This is a genomic window from Dyella lipolytica (genome assembly GCF_030160075.1).
Taxonomy (GTDB): domain Bacteria; phylum Pseudomonadota; class Gammaproteobacteria; order Xanthomonadales; family Rhodanobacteraceae; genus Dyella_B; species Dyella_B lipolytica.
The window spans coordinates 1,377,056-1,398,249 of record NZ_BSNQ01000003.1 but is presented as its reverse complement, the minus strand read 5'-3'; the positions used below and the strand labels follow the sequence as shown (position 1 = coordinate 1,398,249).

Below are 21,194 nucleotides of genomic sequence, written 5' to 3'. Positions count from 1 at the left end.
CCGCCATTCGCACCGTTCTTTTCCCCTATTCCCAAAAGGAGAGAGGGAGACAGATGCGTAAATCCACGAGCTATGGGATAGATTGAAACCTTCATCGTCTCCGCGAACCTGGGATGCCTATCACCAGCAACCCCTTATCCGAAGCGTTCGCGCTTTCCGGTGTCAGTAAACGCTACGACACGGTCGTGGCCCTAGACAACGTCACGCTGAGTTTTTCGGCAGGAAGCACCACCGCGTTGGTCGGTAGCAGCGGCTCCGGAAAATCCACTTTGTTGCGTTTGTTGCTTGGTCTGGAGTGGCCAGATCAAGGCGTAGTCCGTGTGGATGGTCGCGTGCTCGGAAAAGACGACGTGCTGGCGCTGCGTCGACGTGTCGGCTACGTCATTCAGGATGGCGGTTTGTTTCCGCATCTCACCGCGTTGGGCAATCTCTCGCTATTGCCCCACCATCTTGGATGGAACAGAGAGCGGATTCGGCAGCGTGCGGAAGAACTGGCCGATCTAACCAACTTGCCGCGAGGTGTACTGGAACGTTATCCGGCTGAACTGTCGGGCGGCCAGCGCCAGCGTGTCGCGTTGATGCGTGGCCTGATGCTCAATCCCGACGCCTTGCTACTGGATGAGCCGCTGAGTGCGCTCGATCCCATCGTTCGGTATGAGTTGCAGGACGAACTCAAACCTATTTTCGACCAGCTCGGAAAGACAGTCATCGTAGTGACGCACGATATGGCGGAGGCGGCATGGTTTGCCGAACGCATCGTGCTGTTTCGGCAAGGCCGGGTCGTGCAGGACGGACGGCTCGCGGATTTTCGCGATCGGCCGACCGATGGGTTCGTCACCCGGTTTTTCCAGTCACAGCGGAGATTGGGAGAATCGTCGGTATGAGATTCTTGCTAACGGCTTTGTTGACACTCACGGTGTTGACGGCGAGCGCCTCTGCAGCACCTGTACGCATCGGCTCCAAGCAGTTCACCGAATCGGTGATCCTCAGCGAAGTGGCGCGGCTCGCTGCGCGGCAAGCCGGCATTCCCGTGCAACATCTGCGCGAGTTGGGCGGCACCAGCATTCTCTGGAGCGCGTTGCAGCATGGCGATATCGACGCTTATCCCGAGTACACCGGCACGCTTACCCATGAATTACTGAAGAATGTGACGCCCGATGCGGATATCGCTACCTTGCGGGCCGCACTCAAGCCACTGGGCATCGGCATTACCGATTCGCTCGGGTTCAACGATACCTACGCTATCGGTATGCGCGAGGATCGTGCGGCACAGTTGGGCATCCAACGTCTATCCGATCTGGCAGCACACCCGGATCTGCGCTTCGGCTTCTCGAACGAGTTCATGGATCGCACCGACGGCTGGCCCGGATTGCGACAACGCTATGGACTGACGCAAACGCAGGTACGGGGATTGGATCACGTGCTGTCGTATCGGGCCTTGTCCAGCGACGCCGTCGATGCGATCGACCTCTACAGCACCGATGCCGAGATTCCCTACTACCACGTGCGCACGCTCGACGACGACAAACACTATTTTCCACATTACGACGCCGTTTATTTGTACCGGCTTTCTTTGCAGCACAGCTCGCCGGCGTTTTTAGAGGTGCTGCAAAAGCTGGCCGGCCGTATCGACGAAAGCGCCATGCGGCGCATGAACGCGGAGGTCAAACTTCAAGGCGAAAAGGAAACGGCGGTAGCGGCGGATTTTCTTGGTGTGTCTCCAGATACCGACGGGGCAGGCTGGTTGTCGCGCTTGTTGCAACGCACGGCCGAACATCTGAAGCTGGTATTCATATCGCTGACCGCGGCTATGCTGCTTGCCGTTCCGCTTGGTGTGTTTTCCGCACGCTCCGCGCGGCTCGGTCACGTGATCATGGCGGTTAGCGGCGTACTGCAGACCATTCCGTCGCTGGCCATGTTCGTTTTCATGATCCCGTTTTTCGGCATAGGGACCTGGCCTGCCATCGCTGCGCTGTTTCTCTATAGCCTGCTGCCCATTGTGCGCAATACGTATGCAGGTCTCGTCGGCATTCCGCCGCATCTACGCGAGTCCGCTGCCGCGCTGGGTCTTCCGCGTGGTGTCCGCCTTCGTCGCGTGGAACTGCCGATGGCGATGCGATCCATCCTTGCGGGCGTGAAAATCGCGGCGGTGATCAACGTCGGTACGGCCACGCTAGGCGCGTTGATCGGCGCTGGCGGTTACGGCCAACCCATCGTCACCGGTATTCGACTGGACGACATCGACCTGATCCTCGAAGGCGCCATCCCGGCCGCGCTGATTGCATTGGCAGTGCAGGCCCTGTTTGAAGGTATCGAACATTGGCTTACGCCGCGTGGCATGCGGCTCGAAGCACGGGACTAGCGGTGACGCATGCTCTCAAAACATGGGTGGAAAGGCCTGGGTGCGGACGCGTCATGCCGCTTGCATTGACCTGATCCTCACGTCTGCCCGCTGCTGTCGGTTTCCTGACGCCGAATCACTACACGCCAACTTAACGTGGAATACCGTTTCATCCCGTTATGGGGGCGACGTATTCAAGTGAGGACGGCATGAAGACGGTTCTGCTTGTCGAGGACAATCGCGATGTTCTGGAGTCCACTGCGTTCATACTCCAGGACGCGGGCTACGAGGTCGTGGCCGCCAACGGCTCGGAGCAAGCCATACAAGTTGCCTCGGTACGCGCGGATATCCGCCTCATTGTCACCGACCTGAATCTTGATGAGGGCATGACCGGCATCGAGATGGGCATTGCCATGCACAAGGACGGGTTGAGATGCCCGCTGATCCTCATGTCCGGAAATGCCGAGCCGCCCGAGGCGGGACTCCAGTCATGGATGACCTATCTGGCCAAGCCTTTCGATCGAAAAGCACTGCTGGCGGCCATCACCGGATACGCGTAAAAAACGCCGAGACGAGGCGTTGAAGTGTCTACTGTGCCAGGGATGGGGCACTCGCTAAACTACGGCCAAGCCATGATCTGGGCTTGCAGGCTTATAGCGCTGCTATGTAGGCACTTCCCAAGGATTCTGGATGCATCGCATTGTGGTTGTCGGTGGCGGCGCAGGCGGTCTCGAGCTTGCGACCAAACTCGGGAAAACACTGGGCCGCGGTGGCATCGCCAACGTAACGCTCGTCGACTGCAATCTCACGCATATATGGAAGCCGCTACTGCATGAGGTCGCGGCGGGTTCGCTGGATGCGGCGACGGAAGAACTTAGCTACGTCGCGCAGGCCAAGTGGAATCATTTCGATTTCATTTACGGTCGGATGACCGGACTCGATCGTCAGCGACGTGCCATCAAGCTGGCCGGCTGGAAAGGAACGTACGGTGAAGTGGATGTACCACCGGTCGAGGTGCCTTACGACACTCTGGTGATGGCCGTAGGGAGTGTCTGCAATGATTTCGGCACGCCGGGCGTGCGAGAGCACTGCATTTTTCTCGATTCGCGCAGCGATGCGGAACGTTTACGCCAGGAAATGCTGGAGCGTCGTCTCGCCGCCACTGCACATGGCAGATCAAGCAGCTTGCGTGTCGCAGTGATCGGCGGCGGTGCCACCGGTGTGGAACTGAGCGCCGAACTGCGCGATGTCAACCGAAAACTGGTCCACTACCAGGGTCGACATGGCACGGTAGAAGACCTCGAAGTCACGCTTATCGAAGCCGGCCCAAGACTGCTTTCCGCGCTGCCCGAACGAATTGGGCTTTCCGTGGAAAACGAGCTGCGCAACAAACTGGGTATTCGCGTACTGACCGGCACGACGATCAAACGAGCGGAGGCGGATGGTCTTTTCGATGCGCAGGGCAACAAGATTCCAGCCGACATGATGGTCTGGGCCGCGGGTATTCGCGCACCTGCATTCCTCAGGGAGCTGGACGGTCTCGAAAGCAACCGTATCGATCAATGGGTAGTACGGCCGACATTGCAAACCACGCGCGATGAAAACATCTTTGCGTTTGGCGATTGTGCAGCCTGTCCGCTGGACGACAGCGGTGCTGGCAACGTGCCGCCGCGGGCACAAGCGGCACATCAGCAAGCCGACCTGCTGGCTCGCAACTTGCGTCTTCGGCTGGAGGGCAAACCTCTGATTGCCTATCGTTACCAGGATCATGGATCGCTGGTCTCCCTGGCTTCGTTCAACACCTTCGGCAACCTGCTTGGAAACCGAACCATCGAGGGCAGGGCGGCGCATTTTTTCTACGCGTCGCTCTACCGCATGCATCAATCGGCGTTGTACGGGAATTGGGGAACGCTGCGGCTCATGGTCGGCAGCATCATTGCGAGAAATACACGTCCGGTGTTGAAGCTGCACTGAGTTAGCCGTGCCATGGTCGTGAAAGTCGAAACACGCGAGCGCACGCATATTCTCAGGTAAGTGGACAGACCGACCCTACGAAAAAGGCCACCCTTGTGAGGTGGCCTAAGTCGTTGAATTCGTTGGTGGGCGGTACAAGGATCGAACTTGTGACACCTGCCGTGTGAAGGCAGTGCTCTACCGCTGAGCTAACCGCCCGCCGGGAACGCGCAACTATACGGATTGTAGGTGAATGGGTCAACCTCCCGGCGGCCGTCGGCGTTCAATGGGAGCGACCCGGTGCGTCTGCGGGGCGGCTAAAATAACCTGTTCCCCTCGCCAAGCGACCCTTCCCATGTCCGTCGATCTATCGCATGTCCTGCAGTCTCTGCAGCATTTCCAGCTGACGCCGTGGAAGCTGGTCGGCTATGTGGGTACGCTGATGTTCACGGGCCGCTGGTTCGTGCAGCTGTACTACACGCGCAAGTTCAAGCGAGTGGTGATGCCGTTGTCGTTCTGGTGGATGTCGGTGACGGGCAGCGCTTTGCTGCTGGCCTATTTCATTTTCGGCAAGAACGATTCGGTGGGCATTCTTTCCAATTTCTTTCCCGTGTTCGTGTCGGTCTACAACCTGGTCGTGCACATGCGCCATCAGAGGAACAATGCGACAGGCGATGAGACGACCTAAAGACAGGTCGGGGTGAGCAAAGCAAACCCCAACCTGCGTTCCGATTATTCGGGGTCGTAGTCGAGGTTGGGCGCCAGCCAGCGTTCGACTTCTGCGCGCGTCCAAGCTTTGCGCTTGGCATAGTCCTCTACTTGCTCGCGGGTGATGCGTCCGACAACGAAGTACTGGCTGCCGGGGTGCGAGAAATACCAGCCGGAAACAGCCGCGGCGGGGTACATCGCGAAACCTTCGGTGAGTTGGATGCCAGCGTTGCGGTGGGCGTCGAGAAGTTCGAACAGCGCGGTCTTCTCGGTGTGATCCGGGCAGGCGGGATAGCCGGGAGCAGGGCGGATGCCGCTGTACTTTTCGTCGATCAACGATTCGTTGTCGAGCGATTCGTCAGGCTGGTAACCCCAGAACTCGCGGCGCACACGTTCGTGCATGCGTTCGGCGAAAGCTTCCGCGAGGCGGTCGGCTAGCGACTTGAGCAGGATGGCAGAGTAATCGTCGTGGCCGGCTTCGAAGCGGGCGACGTGTTCTTCAATGCCGATGCCGGCGGTGACGGCGAAACCACCGAGCCAATCGTGCTTGTTCGCGCTCTTGGGGGCGATGAAATCGGACAGGCAGAAATCGGGGCGCTCGACAGGCTTTTCCGCTTGTTGGCGGAGGTGGTGGAGTTTTACGCGAGGTTGGCCCCTCATCCCGTCCTTCTCCTCGCTCCTCAGAGCAGGCGCCATCCCTGGCGCCTCCCCGCGTGCCCCGCGGGGGAGAAGGAGTTCGATGTCGTCGCCATCGGCGACGGCTTCCCAAAAGCCAATCACGGCGCGTGCCGTGAGCCAACGTTCGGCGATGATCTTGTCGAGCATGGCCTGGGCATCGGCGAACAGTTCGGTGGCCTGTTTGCCGACGATGTCGTCTTTGAGTATCGCGGGATAACGCCCAGCCAGTTCCCACGCCTGAAAGAACGGCGTCCAGTCGATGTAACGGCGTAGTTCGGTGAGGTCGTAGTTGTCGAAAACAGTCAGGCCGGGTTTGTTCGGTTGCGGCGGCGTGTAGTTGGCCCAGTCGCACTGGAAGCGTTGCGCACGGGCGTGCTCCAGCGGTACCAGGGTTTTGGCCGCGCCGCGGTTCTTGTGGCGCTCGCGAATGTCCGCATATTCGGCGCGGATCTTCTCCATGAACTTGTCCACCAGCTCCTTGCTCACCAGCGACTGCGCGACGCCGACGGCGCGCGAAGCGTCTTTCACCCACACGGTGGGCGATTTGTAATGCGGTTCGATCTTCAGAGCGGTGTGCGCGCGCGACGTCGTGGCGCCGCCAATGAGCAGCGGGATGTGAAAATCCTGACGCTGCATTTCGCGCGCGACCTGGCTCATTTCTTCCAGCGAAGGCGTGATCAGGCCGGAAAGCCCGATGATGTCGGCATTGTGTTCGCGTGCAGTGTCCAGGATCTTTTGTGCAGGCACCATCACGCCGAGGTCGATCACTTCGAAATTGTTGCAGCGAAGTACCACACCGACGATGTTCTTGCCGATGTCGTGCACGTCGCCTTTTACCGTCGCCATGATGATGGTGCCGTTGTTCTTGCCAACGTCGCCGGTGCGCAGCTTTTCTGCCTCGATGTAGGGCAGCAGGTAAGCCACGGCTTTTTTCATCACCCGAGCGGATTTGACTACCTGCGGCAAAAACATTTTGCCGGCACCGAACAAGTCGCCGACCACATTCATGCCGGCCATCAAGGGGCCTTCGATCACATCGAGCGGGCGCGTCGAAAGTTGGCGCGCTTCCTCGGTGTCTCCGTCGACGAACTGGTCGATGCCGTGGACGAGGGCGTGAGCAAGGCGTTCTTGCACCGGCTTTTCGCGCCATGCCAGATTTTCGACGACGGCCTCGCCTTTCTTTGCCCTATAGCGATCGGCAATGTCCAGCAAACGCTCGGTGGCATCGGAGCGGCGATTGAGCACCACGTCTTCGACGCGCTCGCGCAGTTCTTCCGGCACGTCGTCGTAGATCATCAGCGCACCGGCGTTGACGATACCCATGTCCATGCCCGCCTTGATCGCGTGGTACAGGAACACGGAGTGGATCGCTTCACGCACGGTGTTGTTGCCGCGGAACGAAAACGAGACGTTGGAGACGCCGCCGGAGATATGGCTGAGCGGAAAGCGCTTCTTCAGCTCGCGCGTGGCTTCGATGAAGTCCACGGCGTAATTGTTGTGTTCCTCGATCCCCGTGCCAATGGCGAAGATATTGGGATCGAAGATGATGTCTTCGGGCGGGAAGTCCAGTTCTTCGGTCAACAGCTGATAGGCGCGCGAACAGATGTCCACTTTGCGCGCGCAGGTATCGGCCTGTCCCTGTTCGTCGAAGGCCATCACCACCACGGCGGCACCGTACTGTTGGACTTTGCGTGCGTGCTCGAGGAAGGCTTCTTCGCCTTCTTTCATCGAGATGGAATTGACCACGCCTTTACCTTGCAAGCAACGCAGGCCGGCTTCGATCACTGTCCACTTGGAAGAGTCGACCATCACCGGTACGCGCGCGATATCGGGCTCGGCGGCGATCAGGTTGAGGAAGCGCGTCATGGCCGCTTCGGAATCGATCAAGCCTTCGTCCATGTTGACGTCGACGATCTGCGCGCCGTTGGCGACTTGCTGGCGCGCGACTTCGACCGCTTCTTCGTAACGGTCTTCCTTGATCAGTTTCTTGAACTGCGCTGAGCCCGTGACATTGGTGCGTTCGCCGATATTGACGAACAGCAGATCCGGGGTGATGACCAACGGCTCAAGGCCGGAAAGACGGGTGTAGCGTGGCATTGTGACGCTCATGCGGCCTGGGCAGTTTCGGAGGGAAGGGCGCGGGGTGCGCACTGGCTTACGGCTTCAGCGATCGCCTTGATATGCGCCGGCGTGGTGCCGCAGCAGCCGCCGACCATGTTGAGCAGACCATCGCGCGCGAAGCCGCCGATCACGGACGCCATTTGCGCAGGTGTTTCGTCGTACTCACCGAAGGCATTAGGCAAGCCCGCGTTCGGGTGCGTGCTGACGAAGCACTCCGCGATGTTGGATAGCGTCTGCACGTGCGGGCGAAGATCGGCTGCGCCGAGCGCGCAGTTCAAGCCAACCGAGAGCGGACGTATATGTTGGACGGAGTAATAGAACGCTTCGGCAGTTTGGCCCGACAGTGTGCGGCCGGAGCGGTCGGTGATGGTGCCGGAGATCATCACCGGCAAACGATTGCCGCGCGCGCGGAACAACTCGCTCAGCGCAAACAAAGCGGCCTTCGCGTTAAGCGTGTCGAAAATCGTTTCGACCATGATCAGGTCGGCACCGCCGTCCATCAAACCGCCGGCCGATTCGGTGTAGTTGGCGACGAGTTCTTCGAACGTGACATTGCGAAAGCCGGGGTCGTTGACGTCCGGCGATAGCGATGCGGTGCGGCTGGTCGGGCCGAGTACGCCGATCACGAAGCGCGGCTTTGCCGGCGTTTTTGCGCTGTAAATGTCGCAGGCTTCGCGGGCAAGTTTGGCGCCTTCGCGGTTCAACTCGTAGGCGAGGTGTTCGAGGTGGTAATCGGCCTGGCTGATGCGCGTGGAGTTGAACGTGTTGGTTTCGACCAGGTCGGCACCGGCTTCCAGATACGCCTCGTGCACGCCGCGGATAATCTCCGGTTTGGTGAGCGTGAGCAGATCGTTGTTGCCCTTCAGGTCGCAGCTGCCCGGATGATCATGGGCGTGCGTGTGGTTGTTGTCGCGCCCATCCGCGAAGCGTTCGCCGCGAAAGCCGTGTTCGTCCAACTCGTGGCCTTGCAACATGGTGCCCATGCCGCCATCGAGGATCAGGATGCGTTCGCGCATGGCCGCTTCTAGCAATGCCACGCGTTGGGGATGCAGCCAGGGTAGGGTGCTCATGAGGGTCTCCTTACAGCTTGTTACGGCTTGCGCGCGAGCAGGCTGATGACTTCGAAATACGGCGCCTTGCGTTCGCGGCTTAGGCGGTTGCAACTGATCACTTCGAGGCCGGCGTGCTTGGCCAGATGGGTGAGGTCGCTTTGTGTAAAGCCGAGATTGCGGTGATCGAACGGTTCGACCACGGCAGGGTGATCGTGTTTGCCTAGCGTTACTGCTAACAGACGCCCACCCGGACGCAGCACGCGGGCTGCTTCGGAAAGCGCTTTGGGGGGATGCTCGGAATAAGTGAGGGCATGCAGCATCAGCACAAGGTCGAAGCGGCTTGCTTCCGACGCCAGTGCATGCATGTCGCCATGGCGCACTTTGACGTTGCTGAAGTTGGCGAGGCGTTTGGCTGCCGCTGCTGCCACGCGCTCGCTCGCATCCACGCAGACGATCGACCGTGCATGCGGTGCGAGTAGCTCGGCGGTTACGCCGTCGCCGGAAGCGATATCGAGTACGTCACCGGTTTCCAGCAGTTGAAGCAGCGAGCGGGTGAGTGTTTCCCAGGTGCGGCCGGGCGAGTAGTGTCGCTCCATGTCGCCGGCTACCGTGTCGGCCCAGCCTTCCTCGCGGGCGCGTTGCGCGAGGACGCTTGGCAGACGTGCCACATCCTCACGCAGCAGGGCATCGTCGATACTTTCGCGCAGGGAACGGATCAGCGCGTGTTGATGCTCGTCGCCTTCGCTGTTGGCGCGGTAATACGCCGAGACGCCGGCACGACGGTCGCGCACCAGCTCGGCTTCCTTGAGCTTGGCCAGATGGGTGGATACGCGCGGTTGCGCCAGATGCAGCACCGCGGCCAGTTCCGCCACAGTCAATTCCTCGCGCTCGAGTAGGGCCAGTAGCCTTACGCGAGTGGGATCGGCCAGTAGGCGTAACACGCTGGAGGCTGTTGCCAGATCCATCGTGCATCCTTATATCGCGATAGAGAGATGTTAAGAGTAGGCGCGGTTGTCTGGGGCGTCAAGAGAGCGCTTGCTGCACCCGCACAATGCTCACCCTCTACCCCAGCTAAAATGGGCGGCTTCCTCTATCCCCACCCGTTTCCGGAGCACCCCCATGGATTTCCGTTTCACCGAAGACCAGCTGGCCATCCAGGCCATCGCCCGCGATTTCGCGCAAAAGCGCATCGTGCCGGTGGCGGCTGAACTCGACGCCAAGGGTGAGTTCCCGTTGGACAACATCCGCGAGATGGGCCAGTTGGGTCTGATGGGTATCGAAGTGCCGCATGAGTATGGCGGTGCAGGGCTGGATCCGATCGGCTATGTGCTGGCGATGATCGAAATCGCGGCGGCGGATGCGGCCACCTCCACCATCATGTCGGTGAACAATTCGCTGTTCTGCAACGGCATTCTCAAGCACGGCAACGAGGCGCAGAAGCAGAAGTACGTGCGCGCCATCGCACAGGGCGAAGCCATCGGTGCGTATGCGTTGACCGAGCCGCAATCCGGTTCGGACGCCTCCGCCATGCACACCCGTGCCACCAAGAATGACGACGGTGACTGGGTGATCAACGGCAAGAAGAGTTGGATCACGTCCGGTCCGGTGGCGCGTTACATCGTGCTGTTCGCGATCAGCACGCCGGGCATTGGTGCGAAGGGCGTGTCTGCTTTCATCATCGATACGCACAAGCCAGGCTTCCATGCCGGCAAGACGGAACCCAAGCTCGGCATTCGCGCTTCCGCCACCTGCGAGATCGAGTTCAACGAGTACGTATGCTCGAAGGACGATCTGCTGGGCAAGGAAGGCAAGGGCTTCTCCATCGCGATGGGCGTGCTCGATGCCGGCCGCATCGGCATCGCGTCGCAGTCGGTGGGCATTGCCCGCGCCGCGTACGAGGCCACGCTGCAGTGGTCGCGCGATCGCAAGGCGTTCGGTCACCCGATCGGCACCTTCCAAATGACCCAGGCCAAGATCGCCGACATGAAGTGCAAGCTCGACGCCGCCACGCTGCTTACGTTGCGTGCAGCGTGGGCGAAGGGCGAGGCGGAGAAGAACGGCGGTCGCTTCGGTACCGAAGCATCGGTCGCCAAGCTGGTGGCTTCCGAGGCCGCGATGTGGATCGCCCATCAGGCCGTGCAGATTCACGGCGGTATGGGTTATTCCAAGGAGATGCCGCTGGAGCGTTACTTCCGCGATGCCAAGATCACCGAGATCTATGAAGGCACCAGCGAGATCCAGCGCATGGTGATTGCGCGTGCCGAGACGGGTTTGCGCTAATTCATTTGTTTAACGCTGATAGCTAGACAAAAAAAGCCCCGCTCGTATGAACGGGGCTTTTTGCATCACCGATGTGCAGATCGCTTCACGCGATGCAGATCCGAAGCGAAGGGTTACTAGTGCTCATGGCGAGCCAGCTTGTGCGTCGTCTCGTCCAGCTTGTCGCCGAGCAGGCGCCGCACGCTCACGTAGAACACCGGAATCAGCAACAGCCCCAGGAAGGTAGCGAACAACATGCCGCCGATCACGCCGGTGCCGATTTCGTGGCGGGAGTTGGCGCCCGCGCCAGTGGAGGTGACCAGCGGCAGCACGCCCAGGATGAAGGCCATGGAGGTCATCAAGATAGGGCGCAGTCGTTGGCGGGATGCTGTCAGCACCGCATTGAACAAGGTCTGGCCTTCCGCTTGCTGCTCCACGGCGAATTCCACGATCAGAATCGCGTTCTTCGCCGCCAGGCCGATCACCGTCACCATACCGATCTTGAAATACATGTCGTTCGGGAAGCCGCGCAACATGGATGCCAGCACCATACCCAGCAGGCCTAGCGGCACCACGAGCAGCACAGCTACCGGAATCGACCAGCTTTCGTATAGCGCGGACAGACACAGGAACACGATCACGATCGATAACAGCATCAACAGCGTGGACGAGTTGCCGGCGAGCAGTTCCTGATAGGACTGACCGGTCCAGTCCGCACCGAAGCCCTTGGGCAGGTCGCTGTCGACGATGTTCTGCAACGTCGACATGGCCTGGCCCGTGGAATAACCCTTGTTGGAGTCGCCGACGATTTCTATCGCGGGATAACCGTTATAGCGCGTGAGCGATGGTGCGGACGTGCTCCAGGTGGTATGCACCACGCTGGACAACGGGATCATGCTGTACGGGCCGTTGGCGGAGCCAGCGCTGCTTGAACTGCCGGACGTGCTAGCAGTAGTAAGCGAGCTGGGCGTATAGACGTGGCTCAGCGAGCCCGTGTCCATGCGGTAGGGCGCATCCGCCTGCACCATGACGCGTTTGACGCGGTCTTCGTAGATGAAATTGTTGATATAGACCGGCGCCAGCATGAGCTGTATGGCGTTATACACATCGCTCACCGACAGACCCAGCGCCGATGCCTGCACGCGGTCGACAGTGAGGTTGTACTGGGGTGCATCCGGCAGGATGTTCGGGCGGGTTCCGAACAGCGTGGGGCTTTGTCCGGCCTTGCCCAACAGCATGCCCATCGCTTGCCCAAGCTCGCCGCGCGACTGGCCTTTACGTGCCTGCAGGTACATGTCCAGGCCGCCGAACTGGCTGAGGCCGCGGATGGTCGGCAGGTTCACCACGAAGATCTGTGCGTTGCGAATACCGTGCAGCACGCCGTTGGCCTGACGGATGAAATCATCCGCCGTGATCGAGCGCTCGCTCCAGTCCTTGAGCTTGATGAAGACCATGCCGGCGTTTTCGCTGCGGCCTACGAAGCTGAAGCCGCTGATCTGGTACATGCCCACATAAGTGTCCTTCAGCGGGCTCGCGGCCAGCTTGTCGCTGACCTCCTTCATCACTTCTTCCGAGCGCTCCACCGTGGCGCCCGGCGGTAGGCTGACGATGGCCAGCGCGAAGCCCTGGTCCTCGCTGGGCACAAAGCCGGTGGGTAGCTTGGTGAAGAAGAAGACTGCCACCATGCTGACCAGCACAAACACGATCATCCAACGGGGTGCATGACGCACGGCGCTACCGATATGGCCGTTGTAAGTGTGCGTCACCCAGTCGAAGGTCTTGTTGAACCAGTTATAGAAGAAGTTCTTCTTCTCTTCGTGCGTGGGCTTGAGGATGGTGGCGCACAGCGCCGGCGTGAACGACAGGGCGAGGAACGCGGAGAAGCCCATCGACACGGCGATGGTCAGCGCGAACTGCTTGTAGATCACACCGGTGGCGCCCGGCTGCAGCGCGGACGGCACGAACACTGCTGCCAGCACCACCGTGATGGCCACGATGGCGCCGGTGATCTGGCCCATCGCCTTGCGCGTGGCCTCCTTCGGCGGCAGGTTTTCCTCCGTCATGATGCGCTCGACGTTCTCGATCACCACGATCGCGTCGTCCACCACGATACCGATCGCCAGCACCATGCCGAACAAGGTGAGCTGGTTGATGGTGAAACCCATCGGCGCCAGGCCGATGAAGGTGCCCAGCAGGGCGACCGGGATCACCAGGGTGGGAATGATGGTCGCGCGAATGTTCTGCAGGAAGATCAGCATCACGAAGAAGACGAGGATGATCGCCTCGATCAGTGTGTGCATCACTTCCTTGATCGACACCTGCACGAACGGCGTGCTGTCGTACGGAGCGAACCAGGTGACACCCTGCGGAAAGTCCTTGGCCAGTTCGTCCATCTTGGCGCGCACCGCTTCGGCCACATTGAGCGCGTTAGCGCCCGGCAGCAACTGGACGCCGAAGCCGCCGACGGGTTTGCCGCTCCACGTGGACGTGAAGCCGTAGGTTTGGGGGCCAAATTCGATGCGCGCGATGTCTTTCATGCGCACGACGGTGCCGTCGGCGTTGGCGCGCAGGATGATGTTGCCGAACTGCTCGGGCGTGGAGAACAGGCCCTCGGCCGACACTGTGGCGGTGAAGCTCTGCCCGTTGATGGCCGGATCGGCGCCCAGCGAGCCAGCGGCAAATTGCACGTTCTGGGCGGAGATCGCGCTTTCGACCTGGGTCGCGGAAAGACCGTAGCCCTGCATCTTGTCCGGATTCAACCACACGCGCATGGCGTACTCGGAACCCACCTGGAAGGTGCTGCCTACGCCGGGAATGCGGCCGACCTGGTCGATCACCTGCGTGCCGACGATGTCACTGAGTCGGTTGCCGTCGATGTCCGAATTATTGGAGATCAGGCCCACGAACATCAGGAAGTCCGGGTTGGCCTTGGCGACCACCACGCCCTGCTGTGTCACTGCGGCCGGCAATTGCGGTTGTGCCAACGACACTTTGTTCTGCACCTGCACCTGGGCGATGTCCGGGTTGGTGCCGGTGGCAAAGCTCAGGGTGATCGTGGACGTGCCGTTCGAGTTCGAGGCCGAACTGAAGTACAGCAGGTTGTCCACGCCGGTCAGCTGCTGCTCGATCACCTTGGTGACCGTGTCTTCCATGGTCTGGGCGCTGGCACCGGGGAAGGTGGCCGTTACCGTGACCTGCGGCGGCGCGATGTTGGGATAGGACTCCACACCCATGCTCAGCACCGAAATGATGCCGACCAGGGTGATGAGAATGGCTACCACCCAAGCAAAAATGGGGCGGTCAATGAAGAAACTCGGCATCAGCGGTCTCCTTACTGCTTGCCGGCGGCGGGGGCCGCCTGGCCGGCTTGCGCCTGATCAGGCTGCCAGGGGCTGGCCTTGGCCGGTGCGCCCGGCTTGACCGTTTGCACGCCGGAAACGATCACCTGATCACCTGCGTCGAGGCCGCTGGTCACGATCCAGCTGGTGCCATTGAAGTTGTCGGCAGTGACCCGCTTCTGGACGACCTTGCCGTCCTGTCCGACGACCAGGGCAAAAGCGCCGCTGGGGTCGCGCTGGAGCGCGGCCTGTGGAATCAGGAACACGCTGTTCTGGCTGCCTATGTTGGCGGTCAGCGTCACGTACATGCCAGGCAGCAGGCGGCGATCCGGATTGGGTACCAAGGCACGCAGGTTGATCGCGCCGGTGGTGGGGTCGACCGTGGTGTCGGAGAAGTCCAGTGTGCCCTGCTGGTCATACTTGGTGCCGTTGGGCATGGTGATCTGCACCGTGGTCTTGTCCTGCTCGGCCAACGCCACCTTGCCCGCCTTCTGAGCGTGCCGGAGGTTTTCCAGATCGGCGGCGCTAAGCGTGAAGTTCACGTACATCGGATCGAGCTGGCTGACCGTGGTCAGTAGCGTCGAGCTGGAGCCGGCATCGGACGTGCCGTTGCCGACGATCGCGCCTTCGGTCACCTGCTGCTCGCCGGAGTGACCGTCGATCGGCGACACGACGTTGGTATAGCTGAGGTTGACCCGTGCAGTCTGCACGTTCGCCTGGGCCTGTTTCACGGCCGCTGCCGAACTGCGCTCAGTAGCCTCGTCCGCATCCAGCTGAGCCTTGGAGACATAGCCCTGGGGGATCAGAGTGCGATCGCGTTCGGCCGTGACGTGGGCATTGGTATAGGTGGCCTGTGCCGAGGCCAGGGTGGCCAGGGCGGCGTCCAGCGCGGCCTTATACGGGGCCGGATCGATCTGGAACATCAGCTGGCCCGTTTTTACCTCGGAACCTTCCTTGTAGACGCGCTTGAGCAGCAGACCCGATACGCGGGCGCGCACATCGGCGCTGCGATACGCCGACAGGCGACCGACCTGATCCTTGGTCAGCGGCACATTCTGCGGGTGGGCCTCCACCACGCCGACCGTTGGCACGGGCATCTGAGGTGGACCTTGTTCCTTGCCGCTACCGCAGGCAGCGAGCGCCAGCAGGCTCAGGCACAGCACCGGTGTGCGCATTGACGTCGACTTCATGAGAACTCCATGACTTGCGTGATCGGGGATAGGGGTGAGCAACGGCATTCCTGATGCCCGGCTGCTTCTGGCCGGAAAAACTTACGTTTATCGGATAGCAGGCGATTTGTCCCGTGTCGTTTGTCCCCTACGGCGGGGTACGAACCAGACTATACCGATCAGTTTACAATTTATTCGCACGGCGAATCCAGTCCCTAGCCGTCATGACTGAAGGCACGTTGCGTCGGATAGGTCTTTTCCGTGCACGACATCCGTAGCCTTCGACTTGTTTGAGCAATAAAGACACGCGTCGCATTTGTCATACGCCAGCGTATCGGTGCGCCGTGCAAGTTGCTTTGCGTGACTGCGCGCTGATCGAAGTACGCGCAAAGGGTGCTTGTTGCTGCGCTGCCGATGGATTCAATGCAAGCCCAAGCGTATCCTTTTACGGCTTTCCGCTCCATTCCCACCCGTCTCCACTTCCTAAGTTGAAGCCATGAATGCGATCCGTGCGGCCAACGACATCCCCCTTGCGTCTATCGTGCTCGAAGAGTTGAAGAAAAGCGGTTTTCCGACCAAGCGCCTTGATGAGGCGCAATTTTTTATCGGCGCCTTTTTTGCGCGCATTGCCAGTACCGACATCCACCTGCACACGCCGGCTGAATGGGCGACAGTGATCGCCGGGCTGATCGATTTCATGCAGCAGCGCCAGCCGGGTCGTGCCGCGGTACGCGTAATCGGTGCCGGCCACGCTGCGCGCAACGCCGTCGAGATCGTCACCGACGACATGCCGTTCCTGGTCGACACGGTGAGCATGGTGCTGTCGACGCATTCGCCGATCCACGCGGTGATTCACCCGGTGGTGAAGGTCAGCCGTGATGCGAACGGTCAGCTGCAACGCATCGGCGACGAACATGGCCTCGCCGAATCGGTGATGCATTTTGAAGTGGACCACCTGGCGGACGACGCCAAAGCGCGGCTGATCGCCCAGATCGAAGCCGCCCTGGAAGACGTGCGCGCGGCTGTGCGCGACTGGGCTGCGATGCGCGACAAAGCGCTGGCCATTGCGGCGGACTTGCCCAACCGCAAGCTGCCGCTGGATGCCGCTTCGGTCAAAGAGGCCGGCGAATTCCTGCGCTGGCTGGCCGAGGAGAACTTCACGTTCCTCGGCTACCGCGAATACGAAGTCACTCAAGCCGATGGCGACGAAGTGCTGCGCTCGGTCGAGGGTTCGGGCCTAGGCATACTGCACAAGAGCGAGCGCTCGGTCGCACCGCGTTCGCTGCGCACGCTGGTGGCCACCGAGCTGCCACAGTCGGGTTCCACCGACGCCATCATCCTGACCAAGACCAATGCGCGTTCGCATGTGCATCGCGCAGGCAACATGGATTACATCGGCGTGCTGAAGTTCGACGCCAACGGCAAGCCGGTGTCCGAACAGCGCTTCCTCGGCTTGTTCACTTCCAATGCCTATATGACGCGCCCGCAGGACGTGCCGATGGTGCGCCAGCGTGTGGAAGCGGTGCTGACGCGTTCGGGCCTCAAGCGCGATTCGTATTCCGGCAAGTCGCTGCGGCACATTCTGCAGACGCTGCCGCAGGAAGAGTTGTTCCAGGCTAGCGAGGACGAGCTGTTCACGACAGCCACCGGCGTCCTCGAGCTGCAGCAGCGCGCCCGCACGCGCCTGTTCGTGCGCCGCGACCGCTATGGCCGCTTCTTTACCTGTCTGGTCTTCGTGCCGCGTGATCGCTTCAACACCACGGTACGCGAAAACATCGAGGGCATGCTGCGCGAGGTCTTCCATGGCGAAAGCCTGGATTCCAATGTGCTGATGGGTGAGTCCGCGCTGGCGCGTCTGCATGTGACGGTGCGTCCGCATCTGGGCGATCATCCGAAGTTCGACGCGCAGGAACTGGAAACGCGCCTGCAGCACATCGTGCGCAACTGGCACGATGGTTTGCGCGATAACCTCGCCGGCCACACTGGCGAGGCGCAAGCAGTGGCGCTATTCAACCACTTCGGCAAGGTGCTGCCCGCTGGCTATATCGAAGACGTATCGCCGGAAGCTGCCGCGCACGACGTCGTGGCTTTGGCCGGCCTCAAGAGCGACGACTCGATCCACCTGAACCTCTACAACGATCCGCGCGATCAAAGCCTACGCTTCAAGGTGATTCACGTCGGCGCGCCGATCCCGCTTTCCGAAGCGCTGCCGATGCTGGAGAACATGGGCGTGCGCATGCTCGCCGAGCATGTCTACACGCTGGAGAGCGACGGCCGTCTGCTGACCATCCACGATTTCGAGCTGAAGACGAAGGCGCCGCTGGCGTTCGATCTGCCGCATCTGCGCGAGCGCTTCGAACGCGGTTTCGAGGCGTTGTGGCGCGGTCAGGCCGAAAGCGATGGTTTCAACAATCTGGTGCTATCGGCGCAGGCCGACTGGCGTCAGGTGGCGGTGTTGCGCGGTTACTGCAAATACCTGCAGCAGGTGGGCATTGCGTTCTCGCAGAGCTACATGGAAGAAACGCTCAACCGTTATCCGGCCATCGCCGGCTTGCTGATCGAGCTGTTCAACGCCAAGTTCGATCCCCGCCGCGAGCAGCTTAGTGCCGCCGAGCTGGAAAAGTCGCAGGCCGACCTGCGCCGCGAAATGCAAACACTGATCCCAGCGGAAACACAGAAGGCGAAGCCGGAGCTGATCGATGGCATCGTTGCCGCGCTGGCGCATACGCGCGAACAGCAAGTACATGTGTTGTGGGAAGCGTTGAAGGCGCTGCTCGATGACGTCGCCAGCTTGGACGATGAGCGCATCCTGCTGAGTTTCATGAACACCATTCGCGCCACGCTACGCACCAGCTTCTTCCAGCTGTGGGATGGCGTGCCGCGGCACTACATCAGCTTCAAGTTCGACTCCAAGCAGGTGCCGGACGCACCCAAGCCGGTGCCGTATCGCGAGATATTCGTGTACTCGCCGCGCGTGGAAGGCATCCACTTGCGCTTCGGGCCGGTGGCGCGCGGTGGTTTGCGCTGGTCCGACCGCCGCGAAGATTTCCGCACGGAAGTGCTGGGTCTGGTGAAGGCACAGATGGTGAAGAACACCGTCATCGTGCCGGTCGGTTCCAAGGGTGGCTTCTTCGTCAAACATCCGCCGGTGGGCGGCGATCGCGATGCGCAGTTGGCCGAAGGTATTGCCTGCTATCGCTTGTTTATTAACGGTCTGCTGGACATCACCGACAACCTGGTCGAAGGCAAGTTGGTGCCGCCGCACGATGTGGTGCGTCACGATAATGACGATCCGTACTTGGTGGTGGCTGCCGACAAGGGCACGGCCACGTTCTCCGATATCGCCAACGCGATTTCGATCGAACACGGTTTCTGGCTTGGCGACGCCTTCGCTTCCGGTGGTTCCAACGGTTACGACCATAAAGGCATGGGCATCACCGCCAAGGGCGCGTGGGAATCGGTAAAGCGCCATTTCCGCGCACTGGGCCGCGATTCGCAGACGGAAGACTTCACCTGCGTCGGTATCGGCGACATGTCCGGCGACGTGTTCGGCAATGGCATGCTGCTGTCCACGCACATCCGCCTGCTGGCCGCGTTCGACCATCGTCATGTGTTCCTTGATCCGAACCCGGATACGGCGAAGTCTTTCGCCGAGCGCGAGCGCATGTTCAAGCTGCCGCGTTCCAGCTGGGAGGATTACGACAAATCGCTGATCTCCGCCGGTGGCGGCGTATGGCCGCGTAGCGTGAAGTCGATTCCGATTTCGGCGGAAGTGCGTTCGGCTTTGGGCCTCAAGGCGGACGTGCAGCACATGTCGCCGAACGATCTGCTCAATGCGATCCTCAAGGCGCCGGTAGATCTGTTGTGGAACGGCGGTATCGGCACCTATGTGAAAGCCGCCAGCGAAACACATGCCGATGTAGGCGATCGCGCCAACAACGCGTTGCGTATCAACGGTGCGGAATTGCGCTGCAAGATGGTGGGCGAGGGCGGCAATCTCGGCTTCACACAGAAAGGTCGCATCGAAGCGGCGCAGCACAATGTGCTGCTCAACACCGACTTCATCGACAATTCGGCCGGCGTGGACACCTCCGACCACGAGGTGAACATCAAGATTCTGCTTGACGATGCGGTGCAGCGTCATGAAATCACCGACGAAGGCCGCAATCAGCAGCTCGCCTCGATGACCGACGAAGTCGGCCAGCTGGTGCTGTGGGACAACTATCGCCAGAACCAGGCGATTACGCTGATGGAACATCAATCGGCCAAGCGCATCGGTTCGATGGCGCACTTCATCCGCACCTTGGAAGGCGAGGGTCTGCTCGATCGCCAGGTGGAAAACCTGCCAAGCGAAACCGAACTCACCGAACGCAAGACGCGTGGACAGGGCCTCACTCGTCCGGAGCTGTCGGTGCTGTTGTCGTACGACAAGATCCGTCTGTACCAGCAGCTGCTGGATTCGGACGTGCCGGAAGATCCGTACCTGTCGAAAGAACTGGTGCGCTACTTCCCCGCGCCGTTGCACGAGAAGTACGCCGCGCATATGCAGCGCCATCGCCTGAAGCGTGAAATCATCGCCACCGCGGTAACCAACTCCACCATCAACCGCATGGGCGCCACATTCATGATGCGCATGCAGGAAGACACGGGGCAGGGGCCGGCGGCGATTGCCAAGGCGTACACGGCAGCGCGTGAAATTCTCGGCGCACGTGACTTGTGGGCGCAGATCGAGGCGGAGGACAGCAAGGTGGCCGAAAACACGCAAGTCGACGCGATCATGCAGATCTGGTCGATGCTGCGGCACATCACGCGCTGGCTGCTCAGTCGTCCCGGCGGCACGCTGGAAATCGCCGCCAACGTGGAGCGTTATCAGGCCGCTGTCGCTGAACTCAGCGCCACCGTGCCGGATGCGCTGACACCGGCAGGCAAGGCCGATTTCGGCACCAGCCAGGAAAAATGGGAAGGTTTGGGGTTGCCTGCCGGTCTCGCACTGCGTCTGGCCAAACTGCCCGAACTGCGCGCCATGCTCGATATGGTGGAAGTGGCGCAGCAAACCGGCCAGCCGGTCGCCAAGGTCGCGAACGTTTTCTACGAATTGGGCGAGGCGCTGGATCTGGAATGGTTGCGCGGCCAGATCGAAGCCCTTCCGGTGGATGGCCATTGGCATGCACAAGCGCGCGGTTCGCTGCTGGATGAACTCAACCACCAGCACCGTGCTCTGGCTACGCAGGTACTCGCGCTATCCGGCGGCAACAAGAATGTGTCGCCGGTGCAGGCATGGCTCGAACGCGACGACGCCACGCTGAAGTACACCCGCAGCATGCTGTCGGAAATCCTCACCCAGAACGCGGATTATCCGATCGCGTCGGTGGCGGTGCGCCGCCTGGCGCAGTTGGCGCAGGTGCCGGTGGCCTGACACTTCGCATAAGTGTTTCCCTCTCCCCTCTGGGGAGAGGGCAGGGTGAGGGGCCAATCTTGCGTTGTAGTTGGATCGAGGCGCGCTTCGATTGAAGATTGGAGCAAGCCTTGGTCCCCTCACCTCAATCCTCTCCCCGAAGGGGAGAGGAGGCGAACG

At 60.8% G+C, this 21,194-nt stretch carries 12 protein-coding genes and 1 tRNA gene; 7 read left to right on the top strand and 6 right to left on the bottom strand.

The annotated features are described in order from the left end of the window. Positions 1-113 precede the first annotated feature (113 nt). From QQL64_RS07615 to QQL64_RS07600, 4 genes are all read left to right on the top strand, one after another. Positions 114-884 carry an ATP-binding cassette domain-containing protein gene (locus QQL64_RS07615; RefSeq protein WP_284397759.1) on the top strand — a complete coding sequence of 257 codons (771 nt, stop codon included), beginning with the start codon at positions 114-116 and terminating at the stop codon, positions 882-884. After that, positions 881-2,362, top strand: coding sequence for an ABC transporter permease/substrate-binding protein (locus QQL64_RS07610; RefSeq protein ID WP_284397755.1), 1,482 nt, complete (start codon positions 881-883; stop codon positions 2,360-2,362). Before QQL64_RS07615 ends, QQL64_RS07610 begins: the two co-directional genes overlap by 4 nt. A 188-nt stretch (positions 2,363-2,550) precedes the next feature. Then, positions 2,551-2,901: a response regulator gene (locus QQL64_RS07605; protein WP_284397754.1), complete on the top strand. Its 351-nt coding sequence runs from the start codon at positions 2,551-2,553 to the stop codon at positions 2,899-2,901. A 130-nt stretch (positions 2,902-3,031) separates the two neighbouring features. Beyond that, positions 3,032-4,315 carry an NAD(P)/FAD-dependent oxidoreductase gene (locus QQL64_RS07600; RefSeq protein ID WP_284397752.1) on the top strand — a complete coding sequence of 428 codons (1,284 nt, stop codon included), beginning with the start codon at positions 3,032-3,034 and terminating at the stop codon, positions 4,313-4,315. 123 nt (positions 4,316-4,438) lie between these two features. Here the strand turns inward: QQL64_RS07600 and QQL64_RS07595 are convergent. Beyond that, a tRNA-Val gene (locus QQL64_RS07595) sits at positions 4,439-4,513 on the bottom strand. A 136-nt stretch (positions 4,514-4,649) separates the two neighbouring features. Between QQL64_RS07595 and QQL64_RS07590 the strand changes: the two genes are divergently transcribed. Further along, a complete protein-coding gene (locus tag QQL64_RS07590; protein ID WP_284397749.1) occupies positions 4,650-4,982 on the top strand; it encodes a lipid-A-disaccharide synthase N-terminal domain-containing protein in 333 nt (110 codons plus the stop codon). Between the two features lie 44 nt (positions 4,983-5,026). On the opposite strand, the gene metH is transcribed toward QQL64_RS07590, so the two are convergent. From metH to QQL64_RS07575, 3 genes are read right to left on the bottom strand one after another with little or no spacing between them, the layout of a single operon-like run. Then, a complete protein-coding gene (metH, locus tag QQL64_RS07585; RefSeq protein ID WP_404601007.1) occupies positions 5,027-7,777 on the bottom strand; it encodes a methionine synthase in 2,751 nt (916 codons plus the stop codon). A gap of 8 nt (positions 7,778-7,785) precedes the next feature. Next, positions 7,786-8,871, bottom strand: a complete 1,086-nt coding sequence (locus tag QQL64_RS07580) for a homocysteine S-methyltransferase family protein (RefSeq protein ID WP_284397744.1) — start codon at positions 8,869-8,871, stop codon at positions 7,786-7,788. Positions 8,872-8,891: 20 nt separating this feature from the next. Beyond that, positions 8,892-9,818 (bottom strand): ArsR/SmtB family transcription factor, encoded by a 927-nt coding sequence (locus tag QQL64_RS07575; protein WP_284397741.1) that lies wholly within the window; start codon positions 9,816-9,818, stop codon positions 8,892-8,894. A 154-nt stretch (positions 9,819-9,972) separates the two neighbouring features. On the opposite strand from QQL64_RS07575, the gene QQL64_RS07570 reads away from it, so the two are divergent. Beyond that, positions 9,973-11,133 carry an acyl-CoA dehydrogenase family protein gene (locus QQL64_RS07570; RefSeq protein WP_284397739.1) on the top strand — a complete coding sequence of 387 codons (1,161 nt, stop codon included), beginning with the start codon at positions 9,973-9,975 and terminating at the stop codon, positions 11,131-11,133. 116 nt (positions 11,134-11,249) lie between these two features. Here QQL64_RS07570 and QQL64_RS07565 read toward each other — a convergent pair whose 3' ends face one another. Both QQL64_RS07565 and QQL64_RS07560 read right to left on the bottom strand, forming a co-directional pair. Continuing rightward, positions 11,250-14,432 carry an efflux RND transporter permease subunit gene (locus tag QQL64_RS07565; RefSeq protein WP_284397738.1) on the bottom strand — a complete coding sequence of 1,061 codons (3,183 nt, stop codon included), beginning with the start codon at positions 14,430-14,432 and terminating at the stop codon, positions 11,250-11,252. A gap of 11 nt (positions 14,433-14,443) precedes the next feature. After that, a complete protein-coding gene (locus tag QQL64_RS07560) occupies positions 14,444-15,640 on the bottom strand; it encodes an efflux RND transporter periplasmic adaptor subunit (RefSeq protein ID WP_284397736.1) in 1,197 nt (398 codons plus the stop codon). Between the two features lie 475 nt (positions 15,641-16,115). Between QQL64_RS07560 and QQL64_RS07555 the strand changes: the two genes are divergently transcribed. Then, the gene (locus QQL64_RS07555) at positions 16,116-21,035 is read left to right on the top strand and encodes an NAD-glutamate dehydrogenase (RefSeq protein WP_284397734.1); all 4,920 of its coding nucleotides are present in this window, start codon (positions 16,116-16,118) and stop codon (positions 21,033-21,035) included. The last annotated feature ends 159 nt before the right edge of the window (positions 21,036-21,194 follow it).

Bases quoted from the DNA above. Each gene is read 5' to 3' on its own strand.
- QQL64_RS07615 (WP_284397759.1), top strand. From the start codon at position 114: ATGCCTATCACCAGCAACCCCTTATCCGAAGCGTTCGCGCTTTCCGGT.
- QQL64_RS07610 (WP_284397755.1), top strand. From the start codon at position 881: ATGAGATTCTTGCTAACGGCTTTGTTGACACTCACGGTGTTGACGGCG.
- QQL64_RS07605 (WP_284397754.1), top strand. From the start codon at position 2,551: ATGAAGACGGTTCTGCTTGTCGAGGACAATCGCGATGTTCTGGAGTCC.
- QQL64_RS07600 (WP_284397752.1), top strand. From the start codon at position 3,032: ATGCATCGCATTGTGGTTGTCGGTGGCGGCGCAGGCGGTCTCGAGCTT.
- QQL64_RS07590 (WP_284397749.1), top strand. From the start codon at position 4,650: ATGTCCGTCGATCTATCGCATGTCCTGCAGTCTCTGCAGCATTTCCAG.
- metH (WP_404601007.1), bottom strand. From the start codon at position 7,777: ATGCCACGCTACACCCGTCTTTCCGGCCTTGAGCCGTTGGTCATCACC.
- QQL64_RS07580 (WP_284397744.1), bottom strand. From the start codon at position 8,871: ATGAGCACCCTACCCTGGCTGCATCCCCAACGCGTGGCATTGCTAGAA.
- QQL64_RS07575 (WP_284397741.1), bottom strand. From the start codon at position 9,818: ATGGATCTGGCAACAGCCTCCAGCGTGTTACGCCTACTGGCCGATCCC.
- QQL64_RS07570 (WP_284397739.1), top strand. From the start codon at position 9,973: ATGGATTTCCGTTTCACCGAAGACCAGCTGGCCATCCAGGCCATCGCC.
- QQL64_RS07565 (WP_284397738.1), bottom strand. From the start codon at position 14,432: ATGCCGAGTTTCTTCATTGACCGCCCCATTTTTGCTTGGGTGGTAGCC.
- QQL64_RS07560 (WP_284397736.1), bottom strand. From the start codon at position 15,640: ATGAAGTCGACGTCAATGCGCACACCGGTGCTGTGCCTGAGCCTGCTG.
- QQL64_RS07555 (WP_284397734.1), top strand. From the start codon at position 16,116: ATGAATGCGATCCGTGCGGCCAACGACATCCCCCTTGCGTCTATCGTG.